The organism is Streptomyces sp. JLYT201 (genome assembly GCF_059448825.1).
In genome coordinates, this window is sequence record NZ_CM182551.1 from 2,331,064 (window position 1) to 2,347,244 (window position 16,181).

General features: G+C 72.5%; 10 protein-coding genes. 1 reads left to right on the forward strand and 9 read right to left on the reverse strand.

The features are described from left to right. Window positions 1-50: 50 nt before the first annotated feature. The 9 genes from AC5WAM_RS09165 to AC5WAM_RS09205 all read right to left on the reverse strand — a co-directional run bounded on the left by AC5WAM_RS09165 (window position 51) and on the right by AC5WAM_RS09205 (window position 11,320). The gene (locus AC5WAM_RS09165; protein ID WP_495522255.1) at window positions 51-1,985 is read right to left on the reverse strand and encodes a DUF5107 domain-containing protein; all 1,935 of its coding nucleotides are present in this window, start codon (window positions 1,983-1,985) and stop codon (window positions 51-53) included. A 95-nt stretch (window positions 1,986-2,080) separates the two neighbouring features. Further along, complete coding sequence (locus AC5WAM_RS09170; RefSeq protein WP_495522256.1) at window positions 2,081-2,977, reverse strand: arginase family protein; 897 nt, start codon at window positions 2,975-2,977, stop codon at window positions 2,081-2,083. A gap of 58 nt (window positions 2,978-3,035) precedes the next feature. Continuing rightward, the gene (locus tag AC5WAM_RS09175; RefSeq protein ID WP_366793148.1) at window positions 3,036-3,626 is read right to left on the reverse strand and encodes a GNAT family N-acetyltransferase; all 591 of its coding nucleotides are present in this window, start codon (window positions 3,624-3,626) and stop codon (window positions 3,036-3,038) included. A 27-nt stretch (window positions 3,627-3,653) separates the two neighbouring features. Next, entirely contained in the window at window positions 3,654-3,899 is a 246-nt protein-coding gene (locus AC5WAM_RS09180) for a LapA family protein (protein WP_138962587.1), read from the reverse strand. A gap of 205 nt (window positions 3,900-4,104) precedes the next feature. Then, complete coding sequence (locus AC5WAM_RS09185) at window positions 4,105-5,865, reverse strand: CocE/NonD family hydrolase (RefSeq protein WP_495523541.1); 1,761 nt, start codon at window positions 5,863-5,865, stop codon at window positions 4,105-4,107. Window positions 5,866-6,147: 282 nt separating this feature from the next. Further along, entirely contained in the window at window positions 6,148-7,083 is a 936-nt protein-coding gene (locus AC5WAM_RS09190) for a S66 peptidase family protein (protein ID WP_495522257.1), read from the reverse strand. Beyond that, window positions 7,080-9,080: a dipeptidyl-peptidase 5 gene (locus AC5WAM_RS09195; RefSeq protein WP_495523542.1), complete on the reverse strand. Its 2,001-nt coding sequence runs from the start codon at window positions 9,078-9,080 to the stop codon at window positions 7,080-7,082. Before AC5WAM_RS09195 ends, AC5WAM_RS09190 begins: the two co-directional genes overlap by 4 nt. A 79-nt stretch (window positions 9,081-9,159) precedes the next feature. Next, window positions 9,160-10,485, reverse strand: coding sequence for a M20/M25/M40 family metallo-hydrolase (locus AC5WAM_RS09200; RefSeq protein WP_172382652.1), 1,326 nt, complete (start codon window positions 10,483-10,485; stop codon window positions 9,160-9,162). Continuing rightward, window positions 10,478-11,320, reverse strand: a complete 843-nt coding sequence (locus AC5WAM_RS09205; protein ID WP_172382651.1) for a M55 family metallopeptidase — start codon at window positions 11,318-11,320, stop codon at window positions 10,478-10,480. The genes AC5WAM_RS09200 and AC5WAM_RS09205 overlap by 8 nt, the downstream gene beginning before the upstream one ends. Before the next feature lie 705 nt (window positions 11,321-12,025). On the opposite strand from AC5WAM_RS09205, the gene AC5WAM_RS09210 reads away from it, so the two are divergent. Next, the gene (locus AC5WAM_RS09210) at window positions 12,026-16,084 is read left to right on the forward strand and encodes a LamG-like jellyroll fold domain-containing protein (protein WP_495522258.1); all 4,059 of its coding nucleotides are present in this window, start codon (window positions 12,026-12,028) and stop codon (window positions 16,082-16,084) included. Window positions 16,085-16,181: the final 97 nt, after the last annotated feature.

Genomic DNA, 16,181 nt, shown 5'->3' on the forward strand with positions numbered 1-16,181 from the left:
GGCGGTGGGCCGTGCCCACCGCCGCCCCGCACCGGGCCGCACCCGGCCGCTCAGGCCTTGCCGGGCTCCGCGGCGGGTGTCATGCGGAAGTCGTAGCACGGTGGCACCGGCTCCCCCGGCGCCACCGTCGCCCACAGCTCCCCCAACCCCTCGTCGCCCTCCCGGAGGTCCGCCACCTCGAACCCCTCGTCGAGCACCGCCCGCGCTCCCGCCGGGTCGCCCTCCGCGAGCAGCAGCCTGACCTCCAGGAGCCGGAACCGCCCGAGCCCCCGCACGGCGGGGCTCAGCCGGTCCCAGACGTCGCGCGCGGCCTCCGCCCGCCCCACGGCGAGGAGCGCCTCGATCGCCTCACGCCCGAGCGCGGCCCGGGCCTCGGACTCCCCGAGCCCTGCGAAGGCCTCCGCGTAGCGGTCCGCGGCCCGCTCCCCGTGCCCCGCCTCCAGGTCGGCCACCGCCAGGCACCGCAGCAGCGGCCAGCGCACCGCGGCCGCGGCCCGTTCGAGCCCGCGCTCCCAGCTGCGCACCGCCTGCGCCCGGTCCCCGGCGTGCCACTGCGCCACCCCGAGGTGGTACTCGGCGTGCGGCCGCGCGGGCGCCGTCTCCAGCATGTCCCGCCAGTGCCGGGCGACGAGCGTGGGCCCGGGCGCCCCGGCCCCGGACGGCTCCGGGACCGCCCCGGACCGCAGGAGTTCGAGCCACGGCTCCTGCTCGGGCCCGAGCGTGGCCTCGGCGAACGGCGTGCCCGGCAGCTTGAACTCGCCCCGCAGCACCTCGAGCGCGCCCCAGCCGGACCCGACGGCGAGGGTCTCCCCCGGCTCGTCGTCGGCGTACGGCCGCCACCGCTCGTACGCCGCGTCCACCGCCGACGGCGGCAGCGCCGTGGCGAGTCGCTCCTCGGCCGCGGCGCGGGCCGCCGCCCAGTCGTCCCCGTGCGCCACGTCCGCGGGGAGCGACAGCGGGCCGTACGACTCCAGCCACGCGACCTCGCTCTCCGCGTCGAGCCGGACGTGCTCCAGCTGCGTGCGCGCGAGCCCCGCCTGGATCTCCGCGTACCCGCCGGAGTCCGGGCCCGTCAGCCACTCCTGCCAGCGCCGGCCGCCGGAGCCCGCGCCCCACCGGAACAGCTTGCGCCCGCGCAGCGCGGCCGTGGACGTCTGCACGAGCCCGTGCCCGTCGGCGTCGAGCGCCGCGATCCAGCGGCGCGCGCCGTCCGGGACGTCGTAGAAGTAGTCGGCGGCGTACGGGCCGTGGGGCTCGGGGACCGGCACCCGAGCGAGGGCGCGCGTGTAGTCGTAGCGCCAGGCCTCGGCGGCGGGCGCGAGCACCCGGCGTTCCTCGGGCACGGCGGTGTTGGACCACCAGTAGACGGGCACGGGCTTCTCGTGCGGATTGCGGATCCGCACGCCCACGTGCAGGAAGTCGGAGTCCTCCGGCAGCCACAGGTCCACCTGGAAGGGCACGTCGCGCAGCCGCTCCCACTCCCACAGGCGCAGCATCGGACCGCCGTCGGGCGCGGTCACGACGGCGGCGTGCAGCGGTGCGCAGGACAGCGTGGTGTGCCCGGTGGCGCCGATGTTCCACTCGATGCCGCCCGCGTACCAGGCGCCGTTCAGCGCGAAGCACGCGGGCTGGAACACCGGGTTCCGGTACAGCAGTTCCCGTCCGGTCGGCTTGTGCACGAGGGAGTGCACACGGCCGCCGAGGCCGGGCAGGACGGTGGCGCGCAGCCGCTCGTTCTCCAGGACGAGCACGTCGAAGGAGGCGGGCGCGCGCCGGCGGCCGTAGCCGTCGCGCAGCGGCACGGGAAGGACCGAGCGCAGCGGCTCGTACCCGAGTTGCCGCGCCATGTCGCGCGGCAGGCCCTGCCGCGCGCGGTCGTCGACCCGGTGCGGCTCGCGCGGCAGCCGCAGCGGCGGCAGCGGGTTGTCCAGCCCCAACTCGGCGGCGGGCAGGGTCAGTACGTCGCGTCGCACGGTCGTCGCCACGGCGGTCTCCTCAGGTCATCGGGTCGGTGACCATGGAACACGCTGAACGCCACCCCCACCAGGGGCCCTGCCCGGTCCGTCGGCGCCGGGAGCGATCACGCCGGGGCGAAGGCGGCCACCACGACGTCGGTGAGCACGTCGCCCGCCGTGCCCTCGGGGTCCAGGTCCGGGTCGTAGATGGTGACGTTGAGCCCGACGCAGCGCGGCGAGCGGACCAAGGGGCGCAGCAGCGCGAGGAGTTCGTCGGGGTGCAGGCCGTCCTCGTCGGGGCTGTCGACGGCGGGCATCACGGACGGGTCGAGCACGTCGGCGTCCAGGTGCACCCAGAAGCCGTCCAGGGACGCGTGCTCCAGGGCGACGACGGCCGAGCGGGCCACGTCGGCCGCGCCCCACTGCCGCAGCTCGCCCACGGTCACGGTCGGGATCTTCAGCTCGCCGAGCTCGGCGCGGTCCTCGTCCTCGTCGCGCATGCCGAAGATCCGTACGTCCTCGTCCCGCAGATAGGGCCGCAGGCCTTCGAGGTCGGTGAGGTCGGCCTGGCCGCGCCCGGTGGCAAGGGCCAGCTCCTCGCCGCCCGCCGCGCCGATCCGGTCGGAGTTGCCCGGGTGCCGGAAGTCCGCGGAGGCGTCGATCGCCGCCAGGCCGTAGCGCCCCAGGCGGCGCAGCGCGAGGGACGCGCCGAGCTGGATGGAGCAGTCGCCGCCGAGGACGACGGGCAGGTCACCGGCGCGCAGATGGCGCTCGATGCGGTCCGCGAGCCGGGGCGTGTACGCGGCGATGGCCGCCGCGTTGAACACGCCGTCGCCCTCCTGCCAGTCGCCCCGGTCGTAGCGCGGCGGTACGACGACGCCGCCCTCCGAGGCACCGAGGCGGCGCACGATGCCGCGCTCGCGCAGCGCCCCGGCGAGTTTGTAGCAGCCGGGCACGGTGCCCGGCGCGGGCGGGCGCAGACCCAGGTTGGAGGGGGCGTCGATCACCACGATGTTCCGCATGCGGTCCATCCTCCGGGACGCGGGCCACCGCCTTCAATGGCCGCGTCCGTGGCCGCCGTCACTCCTCGCGGGGCCCGGTGGCGGCCGCCCGGCCGCCGGGCGACACGGCCCGCATCTCGGCGGTCAGGGCCCACCGCTGGTGGTCGCGCCAGGCCCCGTCGATGAACAGGAAGTCCGGCGAGAAGCCCTCCAGACGGAAGCCCAGCCTGCGGGCGAGCGCGATCGACGCGGCGTTGCCCGGCTGCACGTTGATCTCCAGTCGGTGCAGGCGCAGCTCGCCGAACGCGCGGTCCACGACGAGCCCGAGCGCCTCCCGCATCAGGCCGCGCCCGGCGGCGTGCGCGAACACGCCGTAGCCGAGCGCCCCGCAGCCGAAGCCGCCCCGGACGATGTTGTTGATGTTGATGAACCCGGCGATCGCGCCCGACTCCCGCTCGCAGACGAGGAACCCGGCCCTGGCCGGGTCCTCGACGAGCGTGCGCGCGTACGCCGCGTAGGTCTCCTCGGTGGTGGGCGGGAACAGCCAGGGCCGGTGCAGCTCCTGGCTCTCCCGCGCCCGTGCCGTGAACTCGGCCCCGTCCGCGGGGGTGAAGGGGCGTATGCCCGTGCGGGGGCCTTCGGCGAGGTGGCGGGGGCTCGGCTGGCGCATCCGTCCCACGTTACCGGGACGGCCCGCTCACTTGCGGCGGCGGACGAAGTAGGCCCCGCACACGGCGCCGATCACCGCCGTGCCGAACAGCGCCATCCACAGCGGCATGGTCACTTCGGGGATCAGCAGCCGGATCTTGGTGCTGCGGGTGTTCTCGAAGATGAAGACGAGGGTGAGCAGGGCGATGACGGCGACGGTGATCCTGCCGGGCGTCATCAGCCCGGCCACGCCGCCCTTCGAGGGACTCTTGGAGCCGCCCGTGGAACTGCTCATGGCGGGACCCTTCCGTAATCCGTCGCAGCGCCGGCCGCTGCCCGTCCCGTCAGGATGGGCAGCGGCGGCGGCGGGCGCACGGCGGGTGACGCGGGCGGGTGGGTCCGTGGGCCGAACGAGTGACGGCGCCCGGGGCGTGTCCGACGGTCGGCGCGGCGCAAGGAGCGGACGGGCCCAAGGGCCTGCCCGGCCCGCAGGACGCGCCTTACACCACGGGCAGCCGCAGCACTCCGGTGTCGCCGGGCGCGCTGGTCACCGTCACCGGCTTCACCCCGCGGTTCCCGCCGTACGCCCCGTCGCTGGCCGCGATCACGAACCGCAGCCGGTGCCCCCGCTCGTACCGGTGCACGATGCCCGGCAGCCGGACCGTGAACGTCTCCCGCACGTCCGGCACCCGCACCGGCGCCACCAGGCGGTGCACCAGCGTCTGCGTGCCGTCCGGCGCCACGTCGTACAGCTTCGCGAACAGCACCAGCTTGTCGGCGGCGTCGGCGGAGCCCTGCGCCCGCTCGGCGCGGGGCGACTCCACCCTCAGCGTCGCCTCGGGCGCCCCCACCACGTCGACGGACCGCCGCAGGGGCCCGGTGGTCCAGGCGAGGTAGGTGCCCTTGGTGTCGTACGGCGCCGGGTCGGGCAGGCCCGCCATCCTGGCGGCCGAGCTCTCCGAGTGGCTCGTGGGCAGCGGCCGGTTGCGGTACGTCCGGCTGCCGGGCGTCACCCGCGCGCGGTCGCCGACGAGCCTGCCGTCACCGGAGAGGTACAGCTCCCGCCCGGGTGCGGGGACGTGCGACGCGGTGGCGTAGGTGCGGCCCGGGTCCTTGATCCAGTCGCGGTAGTAGGCGAAGTCGGGCCCGGTGTCGGCGCTCTCGTCGTGGCGCAGATAGCGGTCGAACCACGCCAGGACGCGACGGCCGACGTACGTCGACTCCAGGTCGCCCTTGCCCAGGTCGAGCTCGCCCGGGGCGGGGCCGCCCATGCCGCCGCTGTGCCCCCAGGACTGCCAGATCATCTTCGCCGTGGTGCCGCGCTCCTTGAGCGCGCGGTACGTCGCCTCCGCCTCGTTCAGGTTGAACAGCGTGTCGGCCTGGCCCTGCACGAGCAGCGTCGGTGCCTCGACCCGGTGCAGATACGACGCCGGTGACACGCTGCGGGCGTACGCCAGGAGCCGCCGCGTCCTGCCTTCCGGGTAGCGGCCGGAGTTGAGCGTGCGGATGAGCTCGCAGGCCCGGGTGACGAAGTGCAGACAGTCCAGGGAGTTGATCCGGGACGGGTCGAGGTTCGGCGCGGCGAGGGGCTGGCCCTCGCCCATGAGGTAGAAGCCGTTCATCCACTGCCACTTGACGGCACCGGGCACCTCGCGGCCCGCGGCCGTCCCCTCGACGGCGTTGTTCGGGTTGAGGGAGTAGCCGAGGTCGTGCCAGGTGATGAGCGGGACCAACGCGTCCACGCGGTGGTCGTCGGCCGCCGTGGCGAGCTGGATCGCGCCGCCGTACGACGCGCCGACCATGCCGACGCGCGGGTCGCCCGGGGCGTCCGCGACGACGTAGTCGGCCCGGGTGCCGTCGTCGGCGGCCCGCTCACCGGCGAGGAAGTCCACGAGTCCCGAGGCGGCCCGGCCGTCGATCCCGGGGTCGTCGAGCGAGATCAGACAGCCGGACTTGCCGAAGCCGAGCCCGGAGTAGACGAGGCCGACGTATCCGCGCTCGGCCATGGTCCTGCCGATGGCGGCCGTGGCGCCGTCGGCCTTGCTGCCGCCGAAGCCGTGGGTGGCGAGCACGGCGGGCGCGGGATGCGCCCGGTCCACCCCCCGCGGGCGGTACAGATCGGCGTCGACGGTGCAGCGCCGCTCCCCCGCCCGCACCGTGAACGTGAGCGGTGTGACGGTGAACCGGCCGCCCCGCTCCCCCGCGCCGGACGCGGGCGCGGCGACGAGCAGGGGCGCGGCGAGCGCGGCGGCGGAGAGCAGCGCGAGCGGCGTCCTCGCTCTCGCCCGGCCGCCCCCGGCGGAGGCGGAGGCGGCGCCGGGACGCGGCGGGGCCGTGCGGAACGGCGGCACGGCAGGGCGGAGCTGAGGAAACAGACGGAACAAGAGGGCCTCCACGGTGTGGGCGTGGCGACCACCGCCCGGCAGGCACCGGTCCGCGCTCCTGCTGAGGCACGCGTCATGCGGGGGCAACGCCCGTGGCACTGGATTCTTGACGGAGATTCAGCGGACGGGCCGTACGCCACACGCGACAGCACACGCGCCCTAGACGAGCGCGGGTATGTCCAGCGTCAGCGTCCCCGCGTCCGCGTCCAGGTGCCCCGGTATCCCGAACGGCACCGTCAGCGCCCCGTCACAGTGCCCGAACCCGAACTCCTCCACGACCGGCACCCCCAGTCCCTCCAGGCGCTCGGCGAGCAGCGGCCGCAGCCGCTCGTACGGCTCGCAGTCCACCCACGACCCGAGCGCCACCCCGGCGACGCCGTCGAGCCAGCCCGCCCGCGTCAGCTGCGTCAGATAGCGGTCGATGCGGTACGCCTCCTCGCCGATGTCCTCGAGGAACAGCAGCCCGCCGCGCGCTCCGGTCCGGGCCCCCGCCGTGCCCACGTCCGCCGCGAGCAGCGACAGACAGCCGCCGAGCGTCACCCCCCGGGCCCGCCCGCCCACCAGCGGCCGGCCCGCGGAGGCGATCTCCCGCACGGACTCCGGGTCGAACAGCGTGGCCCGCAGGTGCTCCTGCGCCCGCGCGTTCTTCAGGAAGTCGGCGGCCGCCACCATCGGGCCGTGCAGCGTCACGAGCCCCAGACGGCTCGCGAACGCCTCGTGCAGCGTGGTGATGTCGCTGAACCCGAGGAACACCTTGGGCCCGGCCGCCCGCATCGCGTCCCAGTCGAGGAGGTCGACCATCCGCGCCGCCCCGTACCCGCCGCGGGCGCAGAGCACCGCCGCCACCGACGGGTCGCACCAGGCGCTCTGGAGGTCCCGCGCGCGGTCCTCGTCCGTGCCCGCGAGGTAGTCGAACCGCGGGTGCGTGTCCCGGGCGTGGGGGGCGGCCACGGGCTCCAGGTCCCAGCCGCGCAGGACGTCCAGGCCCGCCGCGAGCCGGTCCTCGGGGACGGGCCCGCTGGGCGCGACGACCGCGACCCGGGCGCCGGGGGCGAGCCGTGCGGGCCGCGTCAACGGCTCGACCGCCGCGCTCACTTGGACAGCTCCAGCGGCGGCAGACCGCCCGCCGGGTCGATCCGGAACACCTGCGCGTACAGCGACAGCTCGGCCTCCAGGGCCCGGACCATGGTGTCGGCCCGCCGGAAGCCGTGCCCCTCGCCCTCGAAGGCGAGGTACGCGTGCGGCACCCCGCGCCCCTCCATCCGCGCCAGGAACCGCTCGCACTGCGCGGGCGGACAGATCACGTCGTCCAGGCCCTGGAGCAGCAGGAACGGCGCGGTGATCCGGTCGGCGTGGCGCGTGGGCGAGCGCTCCTCGTACCGGCCGGGCACCTCGTCGGGCGGGCCGATGAGCGTGTCCAGATAGCGCGACTCGAAGTCGTGGGTCTCCCCGTCGCTCCAGGAGGTGAGGTCGAGGACGGGGTAGATGATCGTGCCGCAGGCGTACACGTCCGTCGTCGTCAGGGAGCTCGCCGTGGTCCAGCCGCCCGCGCTGCCGCCGCGGATCGCGAGGCGCGCGCGGTCGGCGGTGCCCTCCTCGGCGAGCGCGAGCGCGACGGCGGCGCAGTCCTCGACGTCGACGACGCCCCACTGCTCGCGCAGGCGGTTGCGGTACTCCCGGCCGTAGCCCGTGGAACCGCCGTAGTTGACCTCGGCGACGCCGATGCCGCGCGAGGTGAAGTAGGCGATCACCAGGTCGAGGACGAGCGGCGCGCGCGAGGTGGGCCCCCCGTGCGCCCACACCACGTACGGCGGCAGCTCGTCGTCGGGCGCGAGGTGACCCGGGTGGTGCGGCGGGTACACGTGCGCGTGGATCTCCCGGCCGTCGGGCCCGAGGAAGGTGCGGATCTGCGGCTCGGGGTAGTACGTGGGGTCCACCGGGTCGTCGTGCGGCGCGCCGATGACGCGGGCGCGGCCGGTGCGGTTGTCCAGCTCCACCACCTCGTACGCGCTGCGCGGGCTCGCGGCGACGCCGATGACGCGGGTGCCGCTGACGGCGACGGAGGCCGACCACTCCGTCCAGGGCCCGGCCGCGTCGACGACCTCGCCGGTCTCCGGGTCGAGCACGCCGAGGGCGGTCGCTCCGGTGCCGTGCACGACCGCGATCAGACCGCTGTCCAGCGGCGCGAACCAGCTGAGGCCGAGCTGCCACAGCGGCCCGCCGAACTCCTCCTCGCGCGGGCACAGCGCGACGGGGGCGCCGTCGAGCGGAGCGCGGTACAGGTTCCACCAGCCCGTGCGGTCGCTCGCGAACAGCAGCCGTCCGTCCGGCGCCCACTCGGCCTGCGCGATCGACTCCCGCGGCCCGCCCGCGAACCGGCGCGCGGCGGCGAAGGTGCCGTCCGCGCCGACCTCGGCGACCATCAGCTCCGTGCCGTCCCAGGGCATCCGCGGGTGGTCCCAGGCGAGCCAGGCGACGTGCGCGCCGTCCGGTGCCAGGCGCGGCCCGGTGACGAACCGGTGGCGTCCGTCGGACAGCTCCCGCACCGCGGCCCGGTCCCCCGCGGCCGAGCCGTCCAGGGGCACGGCGGCGAGCACGCGCCGCACGTCGGTCTGCCCCTCGCCGGTGAACTCCTCCAGGACGCACCACACCTCGCCCCGCTCCAGGTGGATCCGCGGGTCCGCCCAGCGCAGCCCGCCGCCCACGTCCGACACCGGGGTCAGGGGTCTTGGTTCCGCGCCGGGGGCGTCCGGCTCGTAGGCGTACAGGCGCTGGTCGGCGAAGTGCGCGAACACGAGGAGCGGGCCGCGCGGGCCCCCGGGGCGCTCGACGCCGGTCCAGGGCAGGCCGCCGTACTCCATGACCCGGCTGCGGACGTTCCACGGGGCGGGCAGCACCGACTCCTCGTGGCCGTCGGGGCGGCGGCGCAGCAGCGCGCGCCGACCGCCCTCCAGCGGGCGCGGCTCGGTCCACCACGCCTCGCCGCCGACGAAGCCCGCGAAGGCGGGGCGGCCGTCGTGCGCCGCGGCGAGCCCGGCGTCGATCGGGGACCGCCACGAGCCGTACGGCTTGGTCTGCGCCATGTCGATCATCTCCCCCATAGTCCGTTCCCCCATTGGTCCGTCACGTGGTCCATCGGCCCGTCGGCCCGCCGAGCGGCCCGTCGGCCGGTCAGGCCGTCCGCAGATACCGGTCCAGTACCCGCGTGCCGAAGTGCAGTGCCTCGACCGGCACCCGTTCGTCCACTCCGTGGAAGAGCGCCTGGTAGTCGAAGCCTTCCGGCGTCCGCAGGGGCGAGAAGCCGTAGCCCCGGATGCCGAGCCGCGAGAACTGCTTGGCGTCCGTGCCGCCCGACATGCAGTACGGCATGACGCGGCCCTCGGGGGCGAACTCGGCCACGGCCGCGCGCATCTTGGCGAACGTGGGCGTGTCCACCGGCGCCTGCAGCGCCACCTCCCGGTGGTGGAACTCCCAGTCGACGTCCGGTCCCGTGAGCCGGTCAAGGGTGGTGCGGAACTCTTCCTCGCCGCCGGGCACGAATCTGCCGTCCACATAGGCGGTCGCCTCGCCCGGGACCACGTTCACCTTGTAACCGGAGCGGAGCATCGTGGGGTTGGCGCTGTTGCGGACCGTGGGCTCGACCAGGGCCGCGGTCGGGCCGAGCTTCTCCATGAAGGCGTCGACGTCGAAGCCGGGGGCGTCCGGGTCGGCCTCCAGGCCGTAGATCCCGGCCAGCTCCACCAGGGCCGCCCGCACGGTGGGGGTCAGCCGCACCGGCCAGCGGTACTCCCCGATGCGGTGGATGGCGGCGGCGAGCCTGCTGACCGCGTTCTCCTTGTTGACCTTGGAGCCGTGGCCCGCGGTGCCGCGCGCGGTGAGCTTGAGCCAGCCGGTCCCGCGCTCCCCCGCGGCGATCGGATACAGCTGATTGCCCCGCCCGTCGTGGAAGGTGAACGCGCCGGACTCGCTGATCCCCTCGGTGCAGCCCTCGAAGAGCCCGGGGTGCTCGTCGGCGAGGAAGCCGGAGCCGTCGCGGGCGCTGGCCTCCTCGTCGGCGGTGAACGCGATCACGATGTCGCGCCGGGGCCGCACTCCGGCGCGCGCCCAGCCGCGCACCACGGCCAGGATCATCGCGTCCATGTTCTTCATGTCGATGGCGCCCCGGCCCCACACGACGCCGTCGCGGATCTCGCCGGAGAACGGGGGCACGCTCCAGTCGGCGGCCTCGGCGGGCACGACGTCGAGGTGGCCGTGGACCAGCAGGGCGTCGGCGCCCGGGTCCGTGCCCTCGATGCGGGCGACCACGTTCGTCCGGCCGGGGGTGCGCTCCAGGAGCGTGGGCTCCAGGCCGGTCTCGGCGAGCAGCGCCGCGGCGTACTCCGCGGCGGGGCGCTCGCGGCACTCGCCGTCCCCGCTGTTGGTGGTGTCGATGCGGATGAGGTCGGAGGTGAACCGGACGACCTCGTCCAGTGCCGATGAGTCCACCTGCTCAGCCATACTGCTCCTCCACCGCGGCGGAGGCGATCGTGGTGACCGCCTTGAACGTGCGAATGCCTTCGTACATGGTCTCGCTCGTGTACGCGACCTTCCGCTCCGCCACGCGCCGGACCCCGGGAACCACCGTCGCGGCCATCGACAGGTGCTCGGCGTCGAACTCGACCTCCACGGTGAACGGGCCGCCCGCCACCGGCTCGTGCCGCACGGCGAGCGCCGCCGCCTCCTTCGCGGCGGCGCGGATGTCGGCGGCCGTGCGGGCGGGGGTGCGGCACACCGCCGCGTACCGCGACACGTGGTCCTTGACGGCGACCTTCAGCGCGCCGGGCGCATAGCCGAGGGCGTCCTCACAGGCCAGGTCGTCGCCGGTGACGAGCACCACGGGGACGCCGAACTCGGCCACCACGTGCGCGTTCAGCAGGCCCTCGCTGGCGCGGACGCCGTTGATCCACACACCGGTGATCTGGTTGGCGAGATAGGTGTGCGCGAGGACGCCCTCCATCCCGGCGCCCGCGTGATAGCCGATGAAGGCGATGCCGTCGACGGCCTGGCTGCCGCCGTGCTGCACGCCCTCGACCATGGAGAGCGCCTTATGGCGGCCGGTGAGCATCTGCGCGCGCTCGTCCAGCTCTTCGAGCAGGAGGTTGCGCATGGTCCAGTGCGCCTCGTTGACGAGCACCTCGTCGGCGCCACCGTCGAAGAAGCCGAGCACCGCCGCGTTCACGTCCGAGGTGAACATCGACCGGCACCGCTCCCACTGCGGCGTACCCGGCAGCACGTCAGCCGGCCAGGTCACACCTGTGGCGCCCTCCATGTCGGCGCTGATGAGGATCTTCATGACACGCCGTCCCGTCGCAGGTCAGGAGTGTTCGGTCGACACCGTGACAGCAGTTCGCGACAACGTGCGGCAGTGACGGGGATCTTCATGCCCTGCCACGTTACGGGGTGGCGCGAAATCCTGCTACGACGAGCGGCACCGACTCGGGGGGCATCTCTGCACTGGGACCTTCCGGGGCACTTGCCACCCCGCGCCACCCGGACGGACTGCAGCGACTACCAGTGACCCCAGGTCCGTGACCCGGTCCAAGCCAGGAGAGCACACCGCTCATAGCGTGGGCATTATTCAGCATTCTTGCGTTTTGCGAACGTTATCAAGCTCCCTCCACATGGGGGGCAACCATGATCAATGCCACATCAAGGCCGCCCGATAAACCCCTAATGCCCGTACAACCCAGCCAAACTGTGGGCCTTCGCTGCATAGGGTCGTCGCCTGATTACCCATTAAGGGAATCTTCATCTTTGTGTCTGAAACGGGTTCAGTATGTGGAGACGCGCGCGCTCGCGCGGAGTTACAGGGACGCTGACAGGGCTCTTGACCGGAGCCCTGTTGGCGGGTGCCGCACCGGTCGCGCAAGCGGATCCGGCTGCGCCAGGTGAGACGGCGACAAGAACCACGCGTACAGCAACACCTGACGGGGCGGCGACGACAGAAGCCGCTCAGGACGAGGCAAAGCGCACCGGCAAGCCGGTCGAAGTGACCTCCATGCGCGGCGAGTCGAGCGATGTCTTCGCCACGGCCGACGGGAATCTGGAAGCTCGGGAGTATGTGCGTCCCGTACGGGCCCGGGTGGACGGCGGTTGGAAGCCTGTCGATACCGGCCTGGTGAAGGCTGCGGACGGCTCGGTGGCACCGAAGGTGACCACGGTAGGGCTGGAGTTCTCCGGCGGCGGGGACGAACCGCTGGTACGGATGACGAAGGCCGGCCGCGAGCTCGCCCTTTCCTGGCCAGGGAAGCTGCCCGAGCCCACGCTCGACGGCAGCACTGCCACGTACGAGAACGTGCTGCCGGACGTAGATCTGCGGATGGGCGCGCAGGAGGACGGTTTCACCCAGCTCCTCGTCGTGAAGTCCGCCAAGGCGGCCGCCGGCCCGGAACTCGCCGCGGTGCGTCTGAAGCTCGCGGCCGACGGCATGGACGTGAAGGAGACCGCCGAGGGCGGGCTCGAGGCGTCGGACGAGGGCGCGCAGGGAGCGGTGTTCGAGGCCCCGCGTCCGATGATGTGGGACTCGAGCCAGGGCGACGCCCCGGCCAAGCAGAAGACCACCGGGGCGCGGGCCAAGGCACTGCGCAGTGCCGCCCAGCAGCAGAGCTCGGAGCCCACGGCCGCGGAGTCCGGCAAGCTCGCGCCGGTGGGCGTAGAGGTCCCCGAGAGCGGCAAGGAGCTGGTGCTGACTCCGGATGCGGACGTACTGAAGGGCAAGGACACGACCTATCCGGTGTTCATCGACCCGCAGTGGCACTCGCCACAGGCGACGGCGTGGACGATGGCGTCGAAGTACTGGGCGGACTCGCCGCAGTGGAAGTTCAACGGCGAGAACAACGCAGGCATGGGGTACTGCAACTGGTACTACTGCAAGCCTCATGACACCAAGCGGCTCTTCTACCGCATCCCGGTGTCGAGGTTCGCGGGCAAGTCGATCCTCTCGGCAGAGTTCGTGGTGAAGAACACCTGGTCGGCTTCCTGCTCGGACCGCTCGGTGGAGCTGTGGCAGACCAAGGACATCTCTTCGTCCACGACGTGGAACTCCCAGAACGCTTCAGGGTTCTGGAAGAAGGAGCTGTCCTCGAAGTCCTTCGCCTACGGATTTGAAGGCTGTGCGGCCAAGGACGCGGAGTTCTCGGTGAAGTCGGCCCTGCAGTCCGCGGCCGACGACAAGGCGTCGACGATGACGTTCGGTCTGCGGGCCGGCAGCGAGTCCGACGCGTACGGCTGGAAGCGGTTCTCGGACAAGGCGTTCCTGCGGGTGAAGTACAACCGCCCTCCGTCGCAGCTGAAGATGTCGCAGCTGCGCATGGAGTACGGAGGCGTCTGCGCGAAGCCGGGCAGCGCACCGCGAGTGAGGACGCTCGGGAAGATCCGGGCCAAGAACGTGAAGGACCCCGACGGGGACAAGGTCTCGGTGCAGTTCCAGGCCAAGTGGGATGCCGGCAACGGCAAGACCGGCAGCTGGAAGCCTGACCGCACCACCTTCAAGAAGTCCGGTTCCGGCTTCTCCGTCAGCCTGCCCGGTTCGATTCCCGAGAACAAGCAGATCAACTGGTACGCACGGGTCTACGACGGGGCTCAGTACTCGCCATGGTCCTACGCGGGAGACCCGACCGCCTGCTACTTCATCCACGACACCAAGGTCCCCAAGGGGCCTTCGATCACCTCGGGCGACTACCCGGCCTCCGACTCGGAAGACCCGGAGGACCCGTGGTACGACGGGGTGGGCAAGTACGGGAAGTTCGAGCTGAACGCCGCCGAGAAGGACGTGACGTCCTACCGGTACGGCATCAATGTCAACCCCAGCTCGAAGAACAAGATCACCACAACGGGCGGTGCGGCCAAAACGCTGTCGGCGCTGCCTGCCGAGGCGGGTCCGAACTTCATCACCGCGCAGTCCTTCGACGCGGCCGGCAACGGCAGCGAGATCCATACGTACGAGTTCCGGGTCAAGGCAGGCCAGCCCGACCGTGCGTCCTGGCAGCTGGACGAGGACAAGGGCGCAAGTGAGGCCAAGGGATCGACGCCCCCGCGCACCGTGCAGCTGCACGGCGGCGTCACGCCCGGGACCGCCGGTGCACGCGGCTCGGCTGCGTCCTTCAACGGCACCGACGGCTACGCCGCCAGTGACCTACCTGTCGTGGACACCAGCCGCGGCTTCGCAGTCTCGGCCTGGGCCAAGTTGTCGAAGATGCCCGAGGGCGCTGCGGTGATCGCCACCCAGCCGGGCAACCACAGCCCGGGCTTCGAGCTGTACTACACGCAGAAGTACGACCGGTGGGCGTTCAACCAGTACAAGACCGACACCCCTGACGCGGGCATCGCCCGGGTCATGGCGGACAAGCCCGGCGGCGTCAGCGTGGACAAGTGGACGCACCTGGTGGGCTCCTACGACTCGGCGCGTGACGTCCTGGAGCTGTACGTGGACGGCAAGCTGGTCGGCCAGACCGCCTACGCCGATCCGTGGGAGGCGCGCCGCGGTTTCCAGCTGGGCGCCGCTTCCTACAGCGGTACGTCGTCGGCCTTCTTCCCCGGTGCGATCGACGAGGTGCAGCTGTTCGACAAGCCGCTCGCCCAGGACGAGGTCGACAAGCTGCGCGTGCACGAGAGCGCCGGTGACCCCGGCCGTCCCGCGGTCGCCGTCTTCGATCTGGACGAGAAGGCGGACGCGAAGGAGATCACCGGCTACGGCGGCGTGCTTCCGGCCACGTACCAGGGCGGCGTCACCACCGGCGTGAAGGGCGTGACGGGCAAGGCGGCCAAGTTCAACGGCAGCGACGGCTACGCCCGGATCGGCAAGAACAGCGGCCCGCACGTGAACACCTCGCGCAGCTTCACCGTCTCGGCCTGGGCCAAGCTCAGCAAGAAGCCGGACGGGGCAGCGATCATCACCGCGCAGGCAGGAAAGAAGGCGCCCGGTTTCGAGCTGTACTACTCCTCCGCCTACAACCGGTGGGCGGTCAACCAGTACTCCTCCGACGCCGCTGACGCCAAGCCCATCCGGGCCATGCAGGCCGACGACGACCAGGCCTACGTCGGTGAATGGGCCCACCTGGTGGGCGTGCACGACATGGTCGCCGACACCTTGACGCTGTACGTGAACGGATCCGAGGCCGGCTCCACCAAGCTGGCCGGAGCGTTCTACGCCGACCAGTCCATGTACATCGGCGCCGGTTCCTACGACGGGCAGGTCAAGAACCACTTCCCGGGCACCATCGACGACGTGCGTCTGCTGGACCGGCCCGTCTCCGCCGAGGAAGTGCGGCAGATGTTCAAGCAGCGCCCGCTGGTCAAGGGCCGCTGGAACTTTGAAACAGTGACCGGCGCGAGCTCGGCCACCACACCGGACTCCTCCGACGAGGACCGGCCGCTGAACCTGCACGGCGGCGCCAAGGCCGGCGAGGGAATGGTCGACGATCACGGCCTGGACCTGAACGGCACCAACGGCTACGCCGCGACCAGCGGCGCACCGGTGGGGACCAGCACCAGCTACACCGTGACCGCCTGGGCCAGGGCGGCCGCGCTTCCCAAGCGCCAGGTCGCGCTGGTCAGCGCGGAGGGCAACCGGCAGAGCGCGTTCACCGTGCGCTTCGTGCCCGACAAGAAGGATCCGGGGGGCCTGGGACGCTGGGAGCTGGCCATCCCGGACAAGGACGACTCCAACGCCTCGGTCAAAAGCATCGTCCACACCGAGTTCACCGATGCACGCCTCTGGAATCACCTGGCGGTCGTCTACGACGGGTTCTCCAAGGAAGCCCGCCTGTATGTGAACGGAGCGCTGCAGGAAGTCGCATGCGGCGATGCCGACGGTGACGGCGAGGCTGACGAGTCCGGCTGCCAGGACCTCGTCTCCTGGTCCGAGGACACGCTGGCCTTCAAGGCGACCAAGTCGCTCCAGGTCGGCCGCACCAAGACCGACGGCGCATCGGGGGAGTACTTCCCCGGGACCGTCGATGACGTGTGGGTCTTCCAGGGTGCTCTGTCCGACGCCCAGATTCAGCGGATGGAGAGCCGAACGATGGACGTTCCGACCGAGGTCCCCACGGACGACTGAGCTGACCGCTCGCACGGTGGGCCCCGTGTGCCGGGGCCCACCACCCGTACTTCATTTCTGTTCCTCTTCAACGTCACCGACCCTGCCCGCATGCGGC

Excerpts from the sequence above, each read along its gene's own strand:
- AC5WAM_RS09175 (WP_366793148.1), bottom strand. The coding sequence starts at position 3,626 with ATGCGCCAGCCGAGCCCCCGCCACCTCGCCGAAGGCCCCCGCACGGGC.
- AC5WAM_RS09200 (WP_172382652.1), bottom strand. The coding sequence starts at position 10,485 with ATGGCTGAGCAGGTGGACTCATCGGCACTGGACGAGGTCGTCCGGTTC.
- AC5WAM_RS09205 (WP_172382651.1), bottom strand. The coding sequence starts at position 11,320 with ATGAAGATCCTCATCAGCGCCGACATGGAGGGCGCCACAGGTGTGACC.
- AC5WAM_RS09210 (WP_495522258.1), top strand. The coding sequence starts at position 12,026 with ATGCGCGGCGAGTCGAGCGATGTCTTCGCCACGGCCGACGGGAATCTG.
- AC5WAM_RS09195 (WP_495523542.1), bottom strand. The coding sequence starts at position 9,080 with ATGATCGACATGGCGCAGACCAAGCCGTACGGCTCGTGGCGGTCCCCG.
- AC5WAM_RS09170 (WP_495522256.1), bottom strand. The coding sequence starts at position 2,977 with ATGCGGAACATCGTGGTGATCGACGCCCCCTCCAACCTGGGTCTGCGC.
- AC5WAM_RS09180 (WP_138962587.1), bottom strand. The coding sequence starts at position 3,899 with ATGAGCAGTTCCACGGGCGGCTCCAAGAGTCCCTCGAAGGGCGGCGTG.